Here is a 20,276-nt window from a genome sequence, read left to right on the forward strand (position 1 = left end):
TGATAAGCAATTCGGTTTTTGTTCTATAGCCCCCGGAGTCCCCTATGTCGACGATAGTGAGCGGCCAGACGGCGCTCGGCGACAACGCAGCACGGCAACTCGCCAATGCCACCAAGACCGTTCCCCAGCTTTCCACGATCACGCCGCGCTGGCTGACGCACTTGCTGCAATGGGTGCCCGTCGAGGCGGGCATCTATCGTCTGAATCAGGTGAAGAACCCGGAGGCGGTGCGCGCCGCCTGCACCGCGCGCGAGGACGAGGGCGCGCTGCCGAGCACGTTCGTGCCGTACGAGGAAGCGCCGCGCGAGTACTTCCTGAATGCGGTGAGCACGGTGCTCGACGTGCATACGCGGATCTCCGATCTCTATAGCAGTCCGCACGATCAGATCAAGGAGCAGTTGCGCCTGACGATCGAGACGATCAAGGAGCTGCAGGAAAGCCAGTTGATCAACAATCCGGATTACGGACTGCTCGCGAACGTCGCGGAAGAGCAGCGCGTGTTTCCGCTGACGGGCGCGCCGACGCCCGACGACCTCGACGAACTGCTGACGAAGGTGTGGAAGGAGCCCGCGTTCTTTCTCACGCATCCGCTCGCGATCGCCGCGTTCGGCCGCGAGTGCACGCGGCGCGGCGTGCCGCCGCCGACCGTCAGCCTGTTCGGCTCGCAATTCCTGACGTGGCGCGGCATTCCGCTGATCCCGTCGGACAAGGTGCCGGTCGCTGACGGCAAGACGAAGATCCTGCTCCTGCGCGTCGGCGACAAGCGGCAGGGCGTCGTCGGCCTCTATCAGCCCGGCGTCGCCGGCGAGCAGGGGCCGGGCCTGTCGGTTCGCTTCATGGGGATCAACAATCAGGCGATCGCGTCGTATCTGATTTCGCTCTATTGCTCGCTCGCCGTCCATTCGCCGGATGCGCTGGCTGTTCTCGATGACGTGGAGATCGGCAAGTACCATGACTATCCCGACACCTACCGTTAATCCCGCAACGGGCGCGGCGCCCGTCGCGCTGCCGGAAGCGACGCTGCCCGCCGGATTGCCCGATCCGGCGACGCTCGCGCGTCTCGCGTCGGCGTTTCTCGCGGCGCTGCCGGGGCAGGCCGCCGCGCCGGACGTCGGCGCTGGAAGCGGTGCGACGGGCGGCGTGCCGTCGGCATTGCCGGCGGCCGCACCGATTCTCGCATCGGTTTCGAATCCCGCGCCGGCGGGCTCGCCGCTCGCCGGACCCGGCGGCACGGGAACGGGCATGCCGGGTGCGGGTGTGCCGCCGGGAAAGGTGCCCGGCGCGAACCTCGCGTCCGCGCCAACGCATGTGCTGTCGCTGGGCAATCGCGCGCCCGCGCTCGTTCCGCACGCGGCTGCGCAGAACGGATTGCCGGATGGCGTCGTGTCGATCGCGCCCGCGCTCGAGCCGCGCGCCGGCGGCATCGCGCTCGGCGTGCCGCCCGTGCAGGCGCCCCTTTCCGCACCCCCGGCGCTCGCGCAGTCTGACGTCGCGGGCGCGCGTTCGTCGCCGTATTACTTCGTCGACGGCGCACGGGATGGCTGGCAGCGCGATGCGGCGCAGATCGTCGTGCCGCAGCATGGAATCGCGTCGCCGGGTGCGTTCGGCCTGCCGGACGAAGACGCGTTGCGCGATCTGCTGTCGTTCCAGCGGCCGGCGGCGGACAGGCATGGTGATGCGCGCTACTTCATCGACGATACAGAGCCGCGGCCCGCGGCATTCCAGGCGCTCGGCGCCGGTGCGCATCCGCCGTTCGACGTCGATGCGATCCGCCGCGACTTCCCGATTCTCGCCGAGCGCGTGAACGGCAAGCCGCTCGTCTGGTTCGACAACGCGGCGACGACGCACAAGCCGCAGTCGGTGATCGACCGGCTCGCGTACTTCTACGCGCACGAGAATTCGAACATCCACCGCGCGGCGCACACGCTCGCGGGTCGCGCGACGGATGCATACGAGCACGCGCGAGCGACCGTGCAGCGCTTCATCGGCGCGGCGTCGCCGGACGAGATCGTGTTCGTGCGCGGTACGACGGAGGCGATCAACCTGATCGCAAAAACGTGGGGAGTCCAGAACGTTGGAGAAGGCGACGAGATCGTCGTGTCGCATCTGGAGCATCACGCGAACATCGTGCCGTGGCAGCAGCTCGCCGCGTCGCAAGGCGCGACGCTGCGCGTGATCCCGGTCGACGATTCGGGGCAGGTGCGGCTCGACGAATACCGGAAGCTCCTCAACGATCGCACGAAGATCGTGTCGGTGACGCAAGTATCGAACGCGCTCGGCACCGTCGTGCCGGTTCGCGAGATCGTCGAGCTTGCGCATCGCGCGGGCGCGAAGGCGCTCGTCGACGGCGCGCAGTCGATCTCGCACATGCGCGTCGACGTGCAGGCGCTCGACGCCGACTTCTTCGTGTTTTCCGGGCACAAGATCTATGGGCCGACGGGCATCGGCGTCGTGTACGGCAAGCGTGCGCTGCTCGACGACATGCCGCCGTGGCAGGGCGGCGGCAACATGATCGCCGACGTGACGTTCGAGCGCACCGTGTTCCAGCCGCCGCCGAATCGTTTCGAGGCAGGGACGGGCAACATTGCCGACGCGGTCGGGCTCGGCGCGGCGCTCGACTACGTGACGCGGATCGGCATCGAGAACATCGCGCGGTACGAGCACGATCTGCTTGCGTACGCGACGAGCGTGCTCGCGCCGGTGCCGGGCGTGCGGCTCGTCGGAACCGCGCGCGACAAGGCGAGCGTGCTGTCGTTCGTGCTGAAGGGCCATGAGACGGAAGAGGTCGGGCAGGCGCTGAACGAGCAAGGCATCGCGGTGCGCTCCGGGCATCACTGCGCGCAGCCGATCTTGCGCCGCTTCGGACTCGAAGCCACCGTGCGTCCGTCGTTCGCGTTCTACAACACTTGCGACGAGGTCGATTTGATGATCGACGTCGTGCGGCGGCTGGCTGCGCGACGCGCATAAGCCGGCTTTACTTCGCGGCGGCACCGGCTCGGCCGATTCGCACGGCTCGGCCGATCCGTCCGGTCCGGCCGGCGCGTCGTCGAACGTCCGAAATCCCGGCCTGCATTTCGTTCGTCATACGAAAAAAGACCCGGTTCAGAACCGGGTCGAAGAGAGCGATGCAAGCGGCGAAGGCTGGACCGGCCATGGCCATGCAACCGGCAAGTCCTCGTCGCAACGACATCACTCCGCGTAGCCGTCGCGGGCGGGCGACCGACGTGCAATCGGTCGCCGCGCGCGCCTTTCAATCAGATCATCCGTTCGAACGCGCCATCCTTCATCACGAAGCGATGCACGAGCGCCGCGAACGCATGCATGCCGATCAGCACGATGAAGAGCGTCGCCGACAGGCTGTGCCATTCGCCGATCGACGCGCCGAGCGAGTGCGGTGCGGCAATGGTCGGAAGCGGCACGACGCCCGCGAGCTTCAGTTGCCACGTGCGGCCGTTCGCGTTCAGCCAGCCGAGCAACGGCACGGCGATCAGCGCGACGTATAGCAGCTTGTGAACCGCGCTCGCGGCGAACGAGAGAAGCGCGTTCTGCTGATGCGCGGGCGGACTGCGGCGCACGAGCGACCACAGTAAGCGTGCCGCGATGACGGCGATCAGCGCGGTGCCGAGCGCGACGTGCCACGCGACGAGGCCGGCGGGCGGCGTCGTGCCGTGCACGTCCGGCATCGTCCAGCCGAGCACGAATTGGGCGAGCACGAGCGCGGCGACGCTCCAGTGCAGGAGGCGGCTGAGCCGGTCGTAACGATCTGAGGTTCGGGTGGAGCGTGTCATCGCGCGAATCGTCCTGTGGAGTAAGCCGTTCGTAGGGATCGGCCGGCCGACGTGTCGTGCGTTGCCGGGCCGGACGGATTATCGCGCGCGAATCTTATGGAAATCTTAAGGTCGTGGCGGCGATGAGCCGGGTGAGCGGATCGCGCTGCGCAGATGGCGGCTCAAAGCCAATTCGGCCGGCCCATGTGCGCGGGGTGAGGGGCGTCGACATGCGCGTTGGCGACATGCGCGTCGGCGACATGCGCGTCGGCGACAGTCTGTTGGGACGCGCATCCACTCGCCGCGAAAAGCGTACCGAGACAGAGCAGCAAAATGAGAATGCGTTTCATATCGTTTTCGCCGATGCGGCCTCCGAATTCGCTTGCCGCTACTGTGACGAGCATGCGCTTAAGGCATGCTTAACGATCCGGTTCGAACGCCGCAGCACGAGCACATATTCTTTGCACTGTGCCATTCATTATGTGAAAATACATAATGTTATTTGATAGATTGATTGAGGGTGAAAAGATGCGTGATGCCGGCTCGCCGATCGACCTGTCCGAGATGCGTGCGTCGGCCGATGCCGCGTGTGCGCTGCTGAAGGTGCTGTCGAATCCGGATCGATTGCTGATGATGTGCGAGCTCGCGCAATGCGGCGAGTTGTGCGTGAGCGACATCGAGGCGCGCCTCGACATTCATCAGCCGACGCTGTCGCAACAGCTCGCGGTGCTGCGCGACAACGCGCTCGTCGACACGCGGCGCGACGGCAAGAACATCTACTACGCGCTGGCGAGCCAGCCGGCGATCGCCATCATGTCCGTGCTCTACGAGCAGTTCTGTGCAACGAGCAAGAAGGGGAAACGTCGTGGCCGTTGATCTCGTTCATTTCACGCCGGGCTTGTCGCTCGCGGGCGGCCTGATGATCGGCGCGGCCGCCGCGCTGCTCGTGTTTTTCGACGGCCGCATCGCCGGCATCAGCGGCATCGTCGGCGGGCTGCTCGCCCGCCGGCGCAGCGATGCCGGATGGCGCGCGGCGTTTCTCTCCGGCTTGATCGCGGCCGCGCTCGTCGCGCATGTGCTCGGCTGGTTCCCGACGCCGGTCGTCGACGCCGGCTGGGCGAGAGTGATCGTCGGCGGCGTGCTGGTCGGCGTCGGTACGCGCTATGCGGGCGGCTGCACGAGCGGACACGGCGTCTGCGGGATCTCGCGCGGTGCGCTGCGCTCGATCGTCGCCACCGTGGTGTTCATGACCGCGGGCATCGCGACGGTATTCGTGCTGCGCCACGTCTTGGGAGGGTGACATGAGCGTCTTGTTCGCATTCTTGTCGGGCTTGCTGTTCGGCGCGGGGCTGCTGCTGTCCGGGATGGCGAATCCCGCGAAGGTGCAGGGTTTTCTCGATCTCGCGGGCCATTGGGATCCGTCGCTCGCGTTCGTGATGGCCGGCGCGATCGCGGTCGGCTCGATCGCGTTCGCGTTGGCGAAGCGGCGCGAGCGTTCGCTGCTGGGGCTGCCGATGCAGATGCCGCCGCGCGGGTCCGTCACGCTCAGGCTCGTCGCGGGCAGCGCGGCGTTCGGCGTCGGCTGGGGGCTCGTCGGCTTTTGTCCGGGGCCGGCCGTCGTGTCGCTCGGCCTCGGTGGAGCGAAGGCGTTCGGCTTCGTCGCGGCGATGCTGGTCGGGATGGCGGCGTTCGAGTGGCGCGAGCGCGCCGGAGCGAAGCGTTGAGCAGCGCGTGTGGCCGGCGTGAGCGTGCGCGTGCGGCCCCACGCCGTGAAAACGCAAGATTGTGTAGGATCGGCTTCTTCTCGTCTTCTATTTCGACTTCTCGATGATCTCGATCCGCCTGCTCGAACCGGCCGACGCGTCCGCGTTCAAAGCGCTGCGTCTCGTCGAGATCGACACGTCGCCGGCCGCGATCTGGCCGACGCGCGCCGAGGAAGCCGCGCGTTCGATCGAGGAAGTGGAAGCGCGGCTCCGGGCGTCGGATATGCAGGCAGTTTTCGGCGCGCTGACCGCCGCCGGCGAGTTGGCCGCGATCGTCGGCGTGCGCAGGGAAGCGCTCGTGCAAGTCGGGCATAAGGCGACGCTTTGGGGGGTGTTCGTCGCGCCCCCGCAGCGCGGCAAGGGGCTCGCCCGTCGGTTGATCGACGCGGCGTTGACGCACGCGTCGCGCGACTGGCGCATCGCGCAGGTCAATCTGTGTGTGAATACCGAGAATGAGCCCGCGAAAGCGCTCTATGCGTCGCTTGGATTCGAGACGTTCGGCGTCGAGCGGCGCGCGATGCGTGTCGGCAATCGGTTTTACGACGAGCAACACATGGTTCGAATGCTGCGCTGAGCGCGGTGCCGACGATAAGCGAGGGGTATCGGCCGCGTGCGCCGTCGACGTGCTCGTTCTGCCGCGGTCGTGCGACGTCCGTTCGCTCGACAAGCACCGCGCCGAGTTGGTCGCCTTGCTCGCTTCGATCGCTCGAGTCAGTTGATGGCCGGCGCGCTCGGGCATCGCTGCTGTTTGATGCGCGTTTCCTTGCTTCGCCGGAGCCGGCGATCAACCCGCTGAACGACTCGCTTTCCACGCCGCACGTTCGCGGCGGTCATCGAGCGACGGTTTGCGCCAGCCCTTGTTGTTGCGCCGCCGCTTCGTTTTCCTGTTCCCATTCGTACCAATCGTCGCCGAGCAATTCGATCGGATGCTGCGTCCGGTCGGAGCCGTTGCCGCAAGACAGCGCGTCGACCGAGCAATATCGGTCGCATCCCCAGCAGTTGCGTTCAGGGTGCTTCGGATGCAGCGGGAATTTCTTCGCCATGCCGGGGTGCCTCGCAAAGTGCGTTGGAGGGTGTCGTGGCGAGCGATGTCAGGACGGCGCCTTGGTGGGCGGGGTAGATGGCTTGGAACGGCGCGACGCGCGCACGATTTCGTGCGTGGCGAGCTGACAAGGTTTCTGTCGCCGCGACCTGCCCATTCTGTCGATCGGGCGACGTACTTGCCTTGATATTGCGCATCGAATCGCGCCATGCGACGTTGCGTCGCGTGGCGCCACGCCAGCCGACGCCAGTCAATGCCAGTCAATGCCAGCCGACGCCACTTGGCGCCGCCCGGCGTCGTTCGCGTCAATCGGACGCCCGGCGCGATGCTTACCGGCCCACGGCATGTGTGGCGAGGTGCTGGCGGATCAGCGTCAGATAACGGTCGCCGACCGTGTGATCAGTCTCGGCGCGCCGTGCCGGATAACGCAGCGAAATCGGCGGCCAGACGCCCAGATAACGGCAAACGGCGGACAGGTAGGGCTTGCGGACGCGCCCCATGTGCCGCGCCGCGCGCTCCACGCGCTCGTCGCCGACCTGGCTGCGCAGCCACGCGAGGATTTGGCGGTCGGTATCGTTGACGATGCGAACCAGGTGCTCCATCTGACACCTCACTGGTTATAAATACAGTACTGTTAATTTATCCAGTATTCTGCGGGTGTGCAACCGAATTAAATGGGGTGCGAAGGAGTGGGCGGCGAACGCCGGTGGATGGGCCGTGGGCAGGACGCGGGCGTCGGGGAAAGGGCGTGGGATAAAGCGAGCGGGCAGTGGCGCGCGGCGGCGTGGGTGTGGTTCGGCGAGCGTCGCTCGGACTCCGTTGCGTATCGATCGACGCGCGGCAATCGCGGATGGATGGCCGTCAAGGATGAGGCGGACAGGTCGTCGCGGTGGCTTGGCGCGACGAGGCGCCAAGCCACCGCGTTCGCCACACAGCGCGTCGCGGGGCGAGGCCTTCGCGACTCGCCGTTCCGAACCCGATCGGCTTCCGCGGCGCCGTCAAGTCGTCGCGACCAGAAACGCCTCGCCGCTCGCCGGCCGCAGTCCGTCGGCCCGGCCGGCGAAATAGCGCTGGGTGAGATCGTCGGTGGACACGTGCCGGACTTCGCGGAATCCCGCTTCGCGGGCGAGCGCGAGCATCTCGGGCGGGCTGAAGAAGCTGACGAACGGGGTGCCCGCCGCCCGCGCGCGCTCGTAGACGGCCTGGTGCTGCGGGCGCTCGGCGGGATCGAGGTGTTCGAGCGGCAGCAGGAACGTCATCGCCAGCGTAGACCCCGGGGCGAGCGTCGCGATCTCGCGCAGCGTGGCGGCGACCGCGTCCCGGGTCAGATACATCGAGACGCCGGTCGACGACACGACGGCCGGCCGACCGGCGTCGAAGCCGTCGGCCTCCAGCCGTTCCCGCCAGGATCCTCCCGCCTCGAAATCGACCGGCACGAGCCGCAGCCATTCCGGGATGCCGAAGCCGAGTGCGATCAGGCGCTGCCGCTTCCAGGCCTGCGCGCCGGGCTGGTCGACTTCGAATATCCGAAGGCGCGACGCGAGCTTCGTTCTGCGCTGGGCGAACGTGTCGAAGCCGGCGCCGAGCACCACGTACTGGGCGACGCCGCGTTCGACCTGCTCGCAGACCAGATCCTCGATGAAGCGGGCCCGGCCGACGATTGCCGCCCGGTAGCCGCGGGTCGCTTGCGGATCCATGTCCGGACGCTCGCGCCAGTCGTCGTCCGGCGCGGCCAGTTGCAGACCGATCTCATCGTCGAGCACGTGCGGCGGCGGATCGATCTGCACATGCATGGCCCGCCATAGAGCGACTCGCACCGCGGTGCTGTCCGGGGCTGCGATGGACTTGTTCGGCATGACGTTCCCCCGTTCAATAGGCACGAATGTCGTCGATCGTCATAGTGTATCGATCGTCCGGCATCGCCCCAAGAGGTTGGTCCAGGAAGTCGCCCCAGGAGGTCCGTCCCAGGCAGTCCGCCCGGGAAGTTGCCCCATTCCGGGTTCGGGCCGGCTTTCGTTGGGCGAACGTCACGGCCGCGCCGCCTTGCCGCCCGGCATCGCCGGCATCAGTCCGGCGTAGCGCTCGTCCGTCAGCGTGCGCAGGAACGCGACGAGATCGTCGACGTCGGCGTCCGTCATCGCGGGCGGCGTGCCGGGGCGGCGATTCATCGGCGTCGAGTTCACGTTGATGTTGCCGCGATAGGCGGCCGGCACGTCGTCGAACGTGTCGCGGCCGTGATACCAGCGTTTCGGATCGGTCGAGCGCGTGTTGTAGAACGCGACCGCGTCGCGCAGCGTGTCGAACACACCGTTGTGCATGAACGACTCCTTGACCGCGACGTTGCGCAGCCCCGGCGTGCGCAGATAGCCGCACCATTGCGTCGGCTCCGGCCAGCGCAGCTTCGCGGCCGTGTCGCACAGGCCGTTGTCGAAGCGGCGCGGGTCGCGGTTCGCGGGCAGCGCGCGGTTGCGCGGCACCGCGATCGCGTCGTAGCCGAAGTCGGTGAAGAGCGAGCGCTCGGGGCGGCTCGCGGTATCCGACAGCGTATGGCAACTCATGCAGTTGCCCTTGTCCGGATTCTTGAACAGCGCGAGCCCGCGCAACTCCTGCGGCGTGAGCGGCGCGCGCTTCGTCACGTATGCGTCGTAGCGCGACGAGAAGGGCGCCATTTCGTCGCTCTGCAGATACGCCTGCATCGCGTCGCCGAGCGCGCGCACCATCCGCTCGGGATCGCGCCGGACCGCCGGGCCGACACGCTCGGCGAGCGCCGCGGCGAGCTCGGTGCCGTCGATCTTTCGCAAGAGTGCCGCGGGCGATGCGTTGTTCATCTCGTCCGGATCGAAGAGCGGGCCGCGTAGCTGCTCGGCGAGCGTGTCGGCGCGGCCGTCCGAGAACAGGCCGCCGAACGGCGCGGGCGCGAGCGCGTCGTCGTCCTGATAGAAGTGGCGGCGCGGCACGTAGCGCACGTACAGCAGCGACGGCGCGTTGCGCCGGCTGAAGTGGCCGACGCGGCTGCCCTGCGGCACGCGCGGGCCGGCGAGCGCCGCGGGCGACAGCGTCGGCGCGAACGCGCGGCCCGGATCGTGGCAGCTCGCGCACGACGTGCCGCGCGGCTCCGACAGCCGAGGATCGAAGAACACGCGCCGGCCGAGCGCGACGAGCGCGGGGTCCGGGCGGAACACGGCCGTCGTCGTATCGACCTTCGACGCGACCTGCGGCGTGGCGCGGCCGATCGTGCCGACGACGCGCTGCGGCGATGCGCCAGGGAGCAGGACCGTCGTCGGCGATCGAGGCGACTCGGCTGCGGCGCGGGCGGTGTTCGGCGTGGTCGTCGTATCCGTCGCGCCTGCCGTGCTCATCGCCTTCGTTGCGCTCGTCGCGGCGGGACCGGCCGCGAGTGCCAGTGCCGCCATCGACGCGAAGAGCGCGCCGCCGGCGGTGTGCGCGATCGTCGAAATGGCGCGGCGTTTTCTCGTCGTGCGTCGAAGCGGCGCGAGCGGCGGCGGAATCGCAGCGTCCGTTTTCGGATCGGCCTCGGGTGACGGATCGGCGAACGCGACAGCGAGCGCGCGGCTCGCGATTCCGGGCGTGCATCGAGCGGACGCTGGGCGCCTGACGCGCGCCGCCACGTGATGCGTCGGCGCGCGATCAAGCCGGGCGGCGCGCGCCGCAGCCGTGTCGATTGTGTCGATCGTGCCGGCGGCGGCTGCATTCGGCGCGCGCGACGACGCGGCGCGGCCCGCGCGCTCCGCGAACGCCGGCGCATGCCGCGCCGGCGTGGTCCGTTTCCCGGCCGTCACGGCGCGATGAAGCCGGTCTTGTCGCACGTGAGCGTCGTGCCGGCCTGGTCGCAGGTCGCGAGCAGCTTGCCCGCGGCCGTGTACGCCTTGAACGTCCAGCCGCGCGCGGGCGCCGCGCGCCGCTCCATGATCAGGAAGCCGAAGCTGTTGTTGTGCGACAGCTTGTCGATGACGACGCCCGGCGCGGGCGTCAGGTTCGCCGGGAATGGATCGGGCAGCGCGACGTCGAGGTTGTCGCCGCCGTTGCCCGACACGATCGTCGCCGGATGCCCGGACGCGAAGTTGATCGCCTGGAAGTCGTGCACGTGGCCGTGCAGCGCGACTTGCACGCCGGGCGGGTAGTACGCCTGCGCATAGAGGCTCGACATCACCGACTGCAGCGCGAGATTGCCCGGCGCGGGCGTGCTGCCCGGGATCGGCGCGAACGCGAGGATCGGATGATGGTTCGTGAAGATCGTCGTCGACATGCCCGGCTTGTTCGCGAGCGCGGCCACCGTCTGGAACTGCTTCTGATAGATCTGGAATTGTACGTCCGTCGTCTTGAGCGCCGCGCGGCCGACCTTCGCGGTATCGAACACGATCACCTGCGAGCCGGTGCCGAGCGGCACCGCGTAGGGCTCCGAATAGTTCGCGCTGCCGTCGTTCGCGGGATCGTTGCACGAGCGCGCGTCCGAGTACGGGCGCGGATCGAGGAAGCGGTACCAGCCCTGGCCCGCGCGTGCGCATTCCTCGTGATTGCCGCGCACGACGACCCACGGCGCCTTTGCGAAGAGCGGCGCGGCGGGCTCGAACAGGTCCGCGCGCCACGTGTCCCAGCCGTAGCCCCACGGGCTGTTCTTGCAGCCGGCGATGTCGGGCGGGCACGCGTTCTCGCGATAGTGATAGTCGCCGACGTGCAGCACGAGATCCGGATTCAGCCGCGCGACGCTCGACGCAATGGTCGCGAACGGCCATACCGTCGCGTCGCTGCACGCCTGGAACGCGTTGTCGGCCTTCTTCATCCGGCAGCCGGTGTCGGCGATGATCGCGACGCGCTGCGGCTCGGCCTTCGGCAGCGGCAGCGCTCGTCCGGCGACGGTCACGTCCTTCGCGCCCGCGGGCAGCGTCGCTTCGCACACGGACACCGGAAAGCTCGACGGTTTCGAGTCGGCCGGATCGCTCGCGGTCGGACGTTGCGCGACGGTGCCCGCGGCGGCGCGCAGCGTCATCCGCGCGAGCTTGCCGTCGGCGCTCAACTGCGGGCAGACGGCGGGCGCCGGCTCGCCCGACGCCGCGGCGGGCGGCGTGTAGCTCGTGATCACGCGGGCGATCGCCTGATTGGAGTCGCCGATCTCGACCCACGCCGCCTGGATGTTCGCGGGTGTGCTCGCGGCGTCCGGCTGGTTGTCGATGCTGCTCGTGCAGGCGTGGAACAGCGTGGCGCCCGCGAGTGTCAGAAGGAGCGCGGCGGCGCGGCGAAGAATCGGTCGTGGCATGGTCGTTCCCGTTGGAAAGCCGTAAAAGTACGCATGGCCGATGTAATAAATGTGAAGGCGGCGTGACATCATTGCATGATGGGACGGGACGAGACGAGACGGGGCCGAGGGTAAGGGGGGCCTCGAACAAACCGGTGAGCGAAGCGCGACGCACGGTACTGATGGCAGGGGGTACGCTGTCCGAAGTCCGAAGTCCGAAGTCCGAAGTCCGAAGTCCGAAGTCCGAAGTCCGAAGCAAGAAGCAAGAAGCAAGAAGCAAGAAATGCGACGGAACTCGACGTGAAGCGTAGGGCCCGTACGCTCGGTGCATGAAGCGCGGGCCGTTTGACGCAAGTCGCAAGTCGGCAACTGCGATATGTCGCGCCGCACGAAGGCCGGCATTCGGCGCAACGCCACGACAGACATCGAGCGCCACGCGATGCACGACGAGCGGCAGGCAATGCGTCGTGCGCAGCCGGAGCATGACGGAAGACGGATACGAGCCGGGCAAGCGACGCGCGCGATGCACCCGCCATCGTTGCCGCCCCGCCAGATCGGCGCGGCGTGGATGACCGGCGCGCGTCGAACCGCAGCGTACCGCAGCGCTTCGCAGCCCCCCGCTGCATATCGGCGCGCCGCCGCCGCCCGCGGTTACGCGCTTCGCCCCTCGTCGAATCGAAAGAGCCGCGCGGGCGTCTCGACGAGAATCGCGCGCCGCATCGCCGCGTCGCGCATCCATTGCTGCGCGAGCGCGAACGCACGGCCGAACGTCTCGGTTCGCTCGAACTGCGTGTGCGGCCAGTCGCTGCCCCACACGAGCCGCTCGGCGCCGTATTCGGCTTCGAGCGCGTCGAACGCCGCGCGCGCGCGGGCCGCCGCTTCGTCGGGCGCGAGTGGCCAGTTGCGGTAGATGCCCGAAATCTTCACCCAGACGCGCCGTGTCGCGGCTGCGCGCAGCAGATGGCGAAACCCCGCGTCGGCGATGCCGAGCGCCGGATCCGGACGGCCGAAGTGATCGACGACGATATCCACGCGATGCGCGAGCAGCGGCGCGATCAGCCGTTTGAGCCGTCCCGCTTCCGCGTGCAGCTCGACATGCCAGCGCAGCGCCGCAACGCGCTCGAGCGTCGCGCGCCACGCCGGGCTGTCGAGTGCCGGATCGGGCAACCCGATCAGGTTCAGCCGAATGCCGACGATGCCCGCGCGATCGAGTGAGTCGAGCGCGTGCTGCCCACAGCCGGCGTCGATCACCGCGACGCCTCGCAGCCGCCCCGGCTGTTGCGCGAGCGCGCGCAGCAGGTAGCGGCAGTCGCTGCCGAGAAAACTCGGCTGCACGAGCACGCCGTGCGACACGCGATGCGCGTCGAGCTGCGCAACGTACGCGCCGAGCGGCGCGTCGTAGCCGGGCGCGTAGCGACGCCGGCCGGCGAGCGGCAGTCCCGTCTCGAAGACGTGCGCATGCGCGTCGACGGCCGTGATGCGGCCGGACTCGTCGTGCGCCGGCGCTTCGTGCGCGCGCGCTTTCCGCTCCTGCTCGCTCAACGCTCGATGCTCCTCATTCGATGAAACGACAACCTGAAAACGATGCGGCGACGATCAGCGATGCTGCGCGCCCGGCGTCGCGATGCGAGGCGTGCGCGCATCGGCATCGGCGCCTTCGTCGAGCGCGCGTCCGCGCGTCTCGGGCAGCATCAGCACCGCGGCGACGACGATCGAATACGCGATCGCCGCATCGATGCCGATCGCGGTGCCGAGCGGCATGCCGGCCGACATGTGGCCGACGAGCACCGGAAAGCCGGCCGATGCGACGCGCCCGAAGTTGTAGCAAAAGCCGACACCCGTGCCGCGCGTGCCGCGCGGATAGAGCTCGTTGAAGAGCGCGCCCATGCTCGCCGGGATGCCGGCCGCGAAAAAGCCGAGCGGAAAGCCGAGCACGAGCATCGCGGCGTTGCCGAGCGGCAGGAACAGATACGCGATCACGGTCGCGACGCAGCACGCGGAGAACACGAGGATCGTGCTGCGCCGTCCGATGCGGTCGAGCAGGTGCGCGCTCGCGACGCAGCCGCAGAAGAACGCGACGATGATGACGGCGAGATAGCCGCCCGTGCCGAGCACCGACAGATGCCGCTCGACCTTCAGATAGGTCGGCAGCCACGTCATCAGCGCGTAGTAGCCGCCGTGCGCGCCGACGCCGAGCAGCGCGCCGATCAGCGTCATCCGCAGCGTCTCCCGCGCGAAGATGCCGACGAGCGGCGCGGCCGCCGCGGCTTGCGATGCCGCCGGCGTCTTGGGCGCATCCGTCGAAGGCTCGACGATCCCGCGCCGCACGTAGACGATCAGCAGCGCGGGCAGCAGGCCGACGCCGAACATCACGCGCCACGCGAGCGCGGCGGGCATCAGCGAGAACGCGAGCGCATAGAGCAGCACGGCGGCCGCCCAGCCGACCGCCCACGCGCTCTGCACGGTCCCCATCGCCTTGCCGCGATGCTCGGCGCGGATCGTTTCCGCCATCAGCACGGCGCCCGCCGCCCATTCGCCGCCGAAGCCGAGGCCCTGCAGCGTCTTCAGGATGACGAATTGCGGATAGCTCGTCGCGAACGCGCAGAGGAACGTGCCGACCGAGAAGAACGCAATCGTCCATTGCAGCGTCCGAACGCGGCCGAAGCGGTCGGACAGCATGCCGGCCGCCCAGCCGCCGATCGCCGACGCGACGAGCGTCGCGCCGCCGACGAAGCCCGCCTGCGTGCGGGAGAGCGACCATTCCGCGATGATCGCGGGAATCACGAGGCTGAACATCTGCACGTCGAGCGCATCGAGCGCCCAGCCGCCGAAGCAGGCCCAGAACGTGCGCCGTTCGCGGGCCGAAATCGCGCCGAACCATTTGAACACTGTCGTCTCCTGTTCCGCGCCGGACGGTCGCCGCCTGCCGCTGCTCGCGGCGCGGCGGTCGCCGGTCGGTCGCGCTCGCGCGAGCGGACCCTAGCGGATCTCCGCCTGATAGATGAATTCGCTCGCGGGGCCGCGCGAGCGCCGCCATTCGAGCGGCCGGCGGTCGTAGCCGTACGCGAGCCGCTCGATCACGACGGCGGGCGTGCCCGGCTCGATGCGCAGCAGGCGCGCATGCACGGGCCCGATCGCCTCGACCGTCAAGGTCTCGGTGGCCGACGCGACGATCTGGTTGCAGTGCGCTTCGTAGACCGGATACAGCAGGTCGCCGATCGCGTCGGGCTCGAGCCGCGCGAACGCGGCGAAGCGGTCGTACGGCAGCCAGATTTCCTCGGCGAGCATCGGCGCGCCGTCGATCAGGCGCAGGCGCGTCATCTCGATCACGGACGCGCGGCTCGGGATCTGCAGCGCGGCGGCGACGGCCGACGGCGCTTCGACGACCTCGCGGCGCAGGATCCGGCTCTCGGGTATCCGGCGCTCGCCCTGCTTGCTCTGGAAGCGGAAGAAGCGGAACAGCGAGCTGTCGAAGCTCGCGCGCCGCACGAACGTGCCGCGCCCCTGGAAGCGTTCGAGCATTCCGTCGGCGACGAGCAGGTCGACCGCCTTGCGCACGGTGCCGACCGCGACGTCGTAGCGCTTCGCGAGCGCCTGCTCGGTCGGGATCGCTTCGCCCGGCCGCCAATGCCGGGCGGCGATGAGCGCGGCCAGCTCGTCGCGCAGACGCTGATAGCGGGGAAGTCGTTCGTCGGTGGCGTGCATGGTTTCTCCAAATTCATCTATATGTTTGCATGACTTGGGACGGCGCGAATCGGTGGAAACCCGATAGCAGTTGCCGTGTATCCGCGTGCTGCGCGGGTAACTACGCATTGCCGCACTCAACTATTCAACCAATCATCTATATGAATTTGAATTGATGAGCAAGGAGACGGCAGGTGGACGAGTCCTCAATCCGCGAACGGGCGGTCATGACGAAAATCGCGCGGCGGCTGATGCCGCTGCTCGTCATCATGTTCCTGATCGCGTTCATCGACCGGCAGAACGTCGGTTTCGCAAAGCTGCAGATGGTGCACGCGCTCGGGATGACCGAGGCGTCGTACGGGCTCGGCGCGTCGCTGTTCTTCATCGGCTACCTGCTGTTCGAAGTGCCGAGCACGCTCGCGCTGCATCGGTTCGGCGCGCGCCTCTGGCTCGCGCGCATCATGATGACGTGGGGCGTGATCACGGTCCTGCTCGGCTTCACCCATTCGACGAGCGTCTTCTATGTGTTCCGCTTCATGCTCGGCGTCGCGGAGGCGGGTTTCTATCCGGGCGTCATCTATTACCTGACGCTGTGGTTCCCGCAGAGCCATCGCACGCGCGTGCTCGGGCTCTTCACGCTCGGCAGCGCGCTCGCGAACATGCTCGGCTCGCTCGCGGGCGGGCTGCTGCTGTCGCTCGACGGCCGGCTCGGGCTCGCCGGATGGCAATGGGTGTTCGTCGCGACGGGGCTGCCGGCGATCGCCGTCGCGCTCGTCGCGCTGCGCTTCTTGCCCGAGTCGGTCGAGCGCGCGACGTTCCTGTCGGACGACGAGAAGCGCCTCGTGCTCGCCGCGCTCAAGCGCGAGGCGTCGCCCGAAGCGGTGTCCGAATCGCCGTGGCGCGCGCTGATCGATCCGCGCGTGCTGATGTTCGCGCTCGCGTACATGCTGATGTCGACGTCGCTCTACGGCGTCACGTACTGGCTGCCGACGCTGCTGAAGAGCAGCGGCGTGTCGTCGACGGCGAACGGGCTGCTGAACATGATTCCGTGGGCGATCGCGGCGCTGCTGCTGATGTGGCTGCCCGCGCGGCTCAAGCGCGAGCGGATCGTGCTGAAGGCGATGGCGGCCGTCGCGGGCGTCGGCGTCGCCGGCTTCGCGCTGAGCCTCGCGCTGCCGGGCCTGCCGCTGCGCTTCGCCGCCCTCGTGCTGGGCGGCGCGTGCATCCCGCTCCTGTATCCGTGCTTCTGGTCGCTGCCGCCGCGCTTCTTCTCCGGTGCGCGCGCCGCCGCGAGCATCGCCGCGATCAACTCGATCGGCAATCTCGGCGGCTTCTTCGCGCAAAACCTGATGCCGTATGTCGGCAAGGTCGCGGGCAACGCGGGCGCGCCGATGCTCGTGCCCGTCGTGTGCCTCGCGACGCTCGGCGTCGGCATGCTGGCCGCCGCGTCGATGGCCGGCCGGCGGCCGCGGGCGGGTGTGACGGCGTGAGCGAGCGCCGCACGGCGCGGCGGCGGCGCCTCCGGCGATTTCAGGGGCGCGTCGTGATGAATGGAGCTTGTCCGGGCGGCGTTGCGCGAGCGCGCCGCCCGGTTCGTTTTGCACGCGGGGTTCACGTGCCGCCGAGCGAGTGGTTCGAATCGTCCGGTTCGTCCGCCGCGATCTCGTCGGCGGCGCGTTTCGTGACACAATCGCGGCCACTGTCGATCTGACGGTTTCCTTTCGGCCACGACAAGCGCAACGAGGAAAACTTGGCCTACAAGCTCATCGCCTTCGATTTCGACGGCACGCTCGCGGATTCGCTCGCGTGCTTTCTTCGCGCGCTGTCCGAATCCGCGCGGCAGCACGGCTTTCGCGCGATCGACGACGCGCTGCTGCCGCAAGTCCGCGGGATGTCCGCGCGCGAGATCGTCAAGCTGCTCGGCGTGCCGCCGTGGAAGGTGCCGCGCGTCGCCGCCGACATGCGGCGGCGGATGCACGCACGCGCGGCCGACGTGCAGCTCTTTCCGGGCATCGACGCGACGCTGCGTTCGCTGGCGCGGCGCGGGACGCACGTCGCCGTCGCGACGTCGAATTCGGAGGCCGTCGTGCGCGCGATCGCGGGCCCCGCGACGTGCGCGCACATCCGGCATTTCAGCTGCGGAATCTCGCTGTTCGGCAAGGCGAGGCGCTTGCAGGCGCTCGTGCGCGCAAGCGGGTTCGCGCGCGCCGACGTGCTGTACGTCGGCGACGAAGTGCGTGACGCCGAGGCCGCGGACAAGGCGGGGATCGCGTTCAACGGCGTCGCTTGGGGGTACACCGCGCCGGATGCGCTGCAGGCGCATTGCCGGTTGCCGTTGCTCGAGCGGCCGGAGGCGTTGCTGGCGTTGTAGATGCGCCGACGTCGTCCGTCATGCCGTCGTCATGCCGTCGACGCGATGCGGCGCGGACGCGTCGGGCGAGGAGACGACGGGGCGCTTCATGCGTGCGTCCGACGCTCGGGCGGGGGCTCGGGCCGCGTGCGTGTCCCGGCGACGGCAGACTGCCGTCGCGAACTGCGGCCCGCGTCGCACCGCTCAGGAGTCGCTTGCCGCCGCAGTCTTGCGCGGGCGGCGCGTGCGGGCGGGCGATTTGCGCGAAGCCTTCGCCGGCGCCGCTTCGGCTGCCGGTTCGCCGGCAGCGCCTGCCTCGGCTTCGCCTGCCTCGGCTTCGCCGGCCGGCGCCGCTTCGGCTGCCGTGTGCTGCCGCTCCGCCGCGTCGGCCGCTCGCGGCTTGCTCTTCTTCGCCGCAGTCTTGCGTGCACGCGAACGCGCGGGCTTCGTTGCTTCGGCTTCCTGTGCTTCACCCGTCTCGCTCGCGCGAGCCGGTTCGCGCGCCGCGTGCGCATGGTGTGCGTCGTGCGCTTCGCGGACCGCATGCGCTTCGCGCGTTTCGTCCGCCGCGCGCGCTCGACGGGCTTCGCGCGTCTCGACGAAGTCCGCGTCGGCGATGTCGGCGCCGGCTTCGCCATGGCTTTCCGCGCCCGCGGCCGTCTCGACGATCAGCGGCATCTGCTCTGGCACGCGCTTCTTCGCGCCGCGGCCCTTGCCGTGTGCCTTCTTGCTCGACGGTTTCGCGTCGGCGTGGTTTTCTTCGACAGCGGCCGCCTCGACCGGCTTCGCCGCCTCGACGGCCATCGACTGGATCGACCGGAACACGAACGTGCCCGACTTGTCGTCGCGGCCGATCTCGAGCAGCCCGCGCGCCTGCGCTTCGTCGAGCAGGTTGCCGAACGCGCGGAAGCCGTAGTACGACTCGTTGAAGTCCGGCTTGCGGCGCTTGATCGCGCTCTTGAGCACCGACGCCCAGATCTTGCCGCTCTCGCCGCGCTCCGACGCGAGCGCGTCGAACGTCTCGACGGCGAGCGAGATCGCCTCGGCCTTGCGCGCGTCGCCGTCGTGCTTGCGCTGCTTGTCGTCGTCGGCCGCGCGCTTCGAGCCCGTGCCCGCGGTGCCCGCCGTGCGCGCGTCGCGCTTCGCGAGCGCGCGCTGCTGCTCGCGCGCGAGGTCGTCGTAGAAGATGAATTCGTCGCAGTTCGCGACGAGCAGGTCCGACGTCGAGTTCTTCACGCCGACGCCGATCACGCGCTTCGCGTTCTCGCGCAGCTTCGACACGAGCGGCGAGAAGTCAGAGTCGCCGCTGATGATGACGAACGTGTCGACGTGCGCCTTCGTGTAGCAGAGGTCGAGCGCGTCGACGACGAGCCGGATGTCCGCCGAATTCTTGCCGGACTGCCGCACGTGCGGGATTTCGATCAGCTCGAAGCTCGCTTCGTGCATCGCCGCCTTGAACGTCTTGTAGCGATCCCAATCGCAGTACGCCTTCTTGACGACGATGCTGCCCTTCAGCAGCAGCTTCTCGAGCACGGGCTTGATGTCGAATTTCTCGAACTTCGTGTCGCGCACGCCGAGCGCGATGTTCTCGAAGTCGCAAAAGAGCGCCATGTTGACGCTGTCCTGGGGTAAGGCCATGAGGTCTCCAACTGAGTGTCGGGGCGATCTTGCGATCGCGAATGGCGAACATGATAGCGGGTCGGCGCGGGGGAGCGGAAATCGGCGTGTGGCGAGGGGCGCGCTCAGGGGCGGATGGTGGGGCCGCAACGGACGTTTCGCCGCTCAAATCGGAAAGCTCGTCGTCGACAGAATCTCCTTCAGCACGACGAACGTCCGGATTTGCCGCACGCCGGGCAGGTACAGCAGCTGCTCGGCGTGCAGCCGGTTGAACGTGTCGCTGTCGCGCGTGCGGATCAGCATGATGTAGTCGAATTCGCCCGTCACGACATGGCACTCCATGCAGCCGGACACCTTCTGCGCGGCCTGCTCGAACGCGTCGAACGAATCGGGCGTCGAGCGGTCGAGCACGACGCCGATCATCACGAGCATCCCCGCGTTCAGCGCCTTCGGCGCGAGCAGCGCGACGATCCCGCGGATCAGGCCCATTTCCTTCAGGCGCTCGACGCGGCGCAGGCACGCGGGCGCGCTCAGGTTCACCTTCGCGGCGAGCGCGACGTTCGAGATCGACGCATCGCGCTGCAGCGCGCGAAGGATCGCGCGATCGACACGGTCGATGTCCGCGCCGTCCGGACGGGCGACGGCCTTCGGCGTGGATTTTTTTGTTGCGCACATGGAATTTGATTCCTAATTTAATTAATCGAAATGCTTATACATATTCATAAAAATAGGTTGCTGGCAATATATTCGCAACCCTGTTTTTTCCGATCGTTCTTAACATGGGACGTCGCGGCGGATC

At 68.4% G+C, this 20,276-nt stretch carries 21 protein-coding genes; 10 read left to right on the plus strand and 11 right to left on the minus strand.

What is annotated here, in order from left to right:
- The first annotated feature begins 44 nt into the window (after nucleotides 1–44).
- Entirely contained in the window at nucleotides 45–977 is a 933-nt protein-coding gene (locus tag BG90_RS25395) for a family 2A encapsulin nanocompartment shell protein (RefSeq protein ID WP_010109279.1), read from the plus strand.
- Nucleotides 952–2,967 (plus strand): family 2A encapsulin nanocompartment cargo protein cysteine desulfurase, encoded by a 2,016-nt coding sequence (locus BG90_RS25400; protein WP_045568442.1) that lies wholly within the window; start codon nucleotides 952–954, stop codon nucleotides 2,965–2,967. The genes BG90_RS25395 and BG90_RS25400 overlap by 26 nt, the downstream gene beginning before the upstream one ends.
- Nucleotides 2,968–3,254: 287 nt before the next feature.
- On the opposite strand, the gene BG90_RS25405 is transcribed toward BG90_RS25400, so the two are convergent.
- A complete protein-coding gene (locus BG90_RS25405; protein ID WP_010109277.1) occupies nucleotides 3,255–3,788 on the minus strand; it encodes a cytochrome b in 534 nt (177 codons plus the stop codon).
- Nucleotides 3,789–3,901: 113 nt separating this feature from the next.
- On the opposite strand from BG90_RS25405, the gene BG90_RS38115 reads away from it, so the two are divergent.
- The 5 genes from BG90_RS38115 (at nucleotide 3,902) to BG90_RS25430 (ending at nucleotide 6,104) form a co-directional block, all read left to right on the plus strand.
- Nucleotides 3,902–4,273 carry a hypothetical protein gene (locus BG90_RS38115; protein WP_157135657.1) on the plus strand — a complete coding sequence of 124 codons (372 nt, stop codon included), beginning with the start codon at nucleotides 3,902–3,904 and terminating at the stop codon, nucleotides 4,271–4,273.
- 22 nt (nucleotides 4,274–4,295) lie between these two features.
- Nucleotides 4,296–4,643, plus strand: a complete 348-nt coding sequence (locus tag BG90_RS25415) for an ArsR/SmtB family transcription factor (protein WP_010119177.1) — start codon at nucleotides 4,296–4,298, stop codon at nucleotides 4,641–4,643.
- Nucleotides 4,633–5,067 carry a YeeE/YedE family protein gene (locus BG90_RS25420; RefSeq protein WP_010119176.1) on the plus strand — a complete coding sequence of 145 codons (435 nt, stop codon included), beginning with the start codon at nucleotides 4,633–4,635 and terminating at the stop codon, nucleotides 5,065–5,067. Before BG90_RS25415 ends, BG90_RS25420 begins: the two co-directional genes overlap by 11 nt.
- A gap of 1 nt (nucleotide 5,068) precedes the next feature.
- Nucleotides 5,069–5,491 (plus strand): DUF6691 family protein, encoded by a 423-nt coding sequence (locus BG90_RS25425; RefSeq protein WP_010119174.1) that lies wholly within the window; start codon nucleotides 5,069–5,071, stop codon nucleotides 5,489–5,491.
- A gap of 103 nt (nucleotides 5,492–5,594) precedes the next feature.
- Complete coding sequence (locus BG90_RS25430; protein WP_045568443.1) at nucleotides 5,595–6,104, plus strand: GNAT family N-acetyltransferase; 510 nt, start codon at nucleotides 5,595–5,597, stop codon at nucleotides 6,102–6,104.
- Nucleotides 6,105–6,360: 256 nt separating this feature from the next.
- Here the strand turns inward: BG90_RS25430 and BG90_RS25435 are convergent, their stop codons facing one another.
- The 4 genes from BG90_RS25435 to BG90_RS25450 all read right to left on the minus strand — a co-directional run bounded on the left by BG90_RS25435 (nucleotide 6,361) and on the right by BG90_RS25450 (nucleotide 9,931).
- Nucleotides 6,361–6,573 (minus strand): DUF3079 domain-containing protein, encoded by a 213-nt coding sequence (locus tag BG90_RS25435; protein ID WP_010109271.1) that lies wholly within the window; start codon nucleotides 6,571–6,573, stop codon nucleotides 6,361–6,363.
- Between the two features lie 328 nt (nucleotides 6,574–6,901).
- Nucleotides 6,902–7,174 carry a CppA family protein gene (locus BG90_RS25440; RefSeq protein WP_010119173.1) on the minus strand — a complete coding sequence of 91 codons (273 nt, stop codon included), beginning with the start codon at nucleotides 7,172–7,174 and terminating at the stop codon, nucleotides 6,902–6,904.
- Between the two features lie 396 nt (nucleotides 7,175–7,570).
- A complete protein-coding gene (locus tag BG90_RS25445; RefSeq protein WP_010119171.1) occupies nucleotides 7,571–8,428 on the minus strand; it encodes a class I SAM-dependent methyltransferase in 858 nt (285 codons plus the stop codon).
- 171 nt (nucleotides 8,429–8,599) lie between these two features.
- Entirely contained in the window at nucleotides 8,600–9,931 is a 1,332-nt protein-coding gene (locus tag BG90_RS25450; RefSeq protein ID WP_045568567.1) for a cytochrome-c peroxidase, read from the minus strand.
- On the opposite strand from BG90_RS25450, the gene BG90_RS35700 reads away from it, so the two are divergent.
- Nucleotides 9,924–10,205: a hypothetical protein gene (locus BG90_RS35700; protein WP_144411705.1), complete on the plus strand. Its 282-nt coding sequence runs from the start codon at nucleotides 9,924–9,926 to the stop codon at nucleotides 10,203–10,205. The two genes, BG90_RS25450 and BG90_RS35700, sit on opposite strands and share 8 nt — an antisense overlap.
- 163 nt (nucleotides 10,206–10,368) lie before the next feature.
- Here BG90_RS35700 and BG90_RS25455 read toward each other — a convergent pair whose 3' ends face one another.
- The 4 genes from BG90_RS25455 to BG90_RS25470 form a co-directional block, all read right to left on the minus strand.
- On the minus strand, nucleotides 10,369–11,847 hold the full coding sequence (locus BG90_RS25455) for a metallophosphoesterase family protein (protein WP_025990256.1): 1,479 nt from the start codon (nucleotides 11,845–11,847) through the stop codon (nucleotides 10,369–10,371).
- 630 nt (nucleotides 11,848–12,477) lie between these two features.
- Nucleotides 12,478–13,368 (minus strand): amidohydrolase family protein, encoded by an 891-nt coding sequence (locus tag BG90_RS25460; protein ID WP_010119165.1) that lies wholly within the window; start codon nucleotides 13,366–13,368, stop codon nucleotides 12,478–12,480.
- A gap of 54 nt (nucleotides 13,369–13,422) precedes the next feature.
- Complete coding sequence (locus tag BG90_RS25465; RefSeq protein ID WP_010119164.1) at nucleotides 13,423–14,715, minus strand: MFS transporter; 1,293 nt, start codon at nucleotides 14,713–14,715, stop codon at nucleotides 13,423–13,425.
- A gap of 90 nt (nucleotides 14,716–14,805) precedes the next feature.
- Nucleotides 14,806–15,531 carry a GntR family transcriptional regulator gene (locus BG90_RS25470; protein WP_010119163.1) on the minus strand — a complete coding sequence of 242 codons (726 nt, stop codon included), beginning with the start codon at nucleotides 15,529–15,531 and terminating at the stop codon, nucleotides 14,806–14,808.
- Between the two features lie 206 nt (nucleotides 15,532–15,737).
- Between BG90_RS25470 and BG90_RS25475 the strand changes: the two genes are divergently transcribed.
- Both BG90_RS25475 and BG90_RS25480 read left to right on the plus strand, forming a co-directional pair.
- Complete coding sequence (locus tag BG90_RS25475) at nucleotides 15,738–17,000, plus strand: MFS transporter (RefSeq protein WP_010109262.1); 1,263 nt, start codon at nucleotides 15,738–15,740, stop codon at nucleotides 16,998–17,000.
- Nucleotides 17,001–17,260: 260 nt separating this feature from the next.
- The gene (locus BG90_RS25480; protein ID WP_045568444.1) at nucleotides 17,261–17,881 is read left to right on the plus strand and encodes an HAD hydrolase-like protein; all 621 of its coding nucleotides are present in this window, start codon (nucleotides 17,261–17,263) and stop codon (nucleotides 17,879–17,881) included.
- Nucleotides 17,882–18,064: 183 nt separating this feature from the next.
- Here BG90_RS25480 and BG90_RS25485 read toward each other — a convergent pair whose 3' ends face one another.
- Nucleotides 18,065–19,498 (minus strand): NYN domain-containing protein, encoded by a 1,434-nt coding sequence (locus tag BG90_RS25485; protein ID WP_081469943.1) that lies wholly within the window; start codon nucleotides 19,496–19,498, stop codon nucleotides 18,065–18,067.
- A gap of 144 nt (nucleotides 19,499–19,642) precedes the next feature.
- Entirely contained in the window at nucleotides 19,643–20,152 is a 510-nt protein-coding gene (locus BG90_RS25490) for an Lrp/AsnC family transcriptional regulator (RefSeq protein WP_010109256.1), read from the minus strand.
- Between the last annotated feature and the right edge of the window lie 124 nt (nucleotides 20,153–20,276).

Origin of the sequence: Burkholderia oklahomensis C6786, from assembly GCF_000959365.1 — a bacterium.
Classification (GTDB): domain Bacteria; phylum Pseudomonadota; class Gammaproteobacteria; order Burkholderiales; family Burkholderiaceae; genus Burkholderia; species Burkholderia oklahomensis.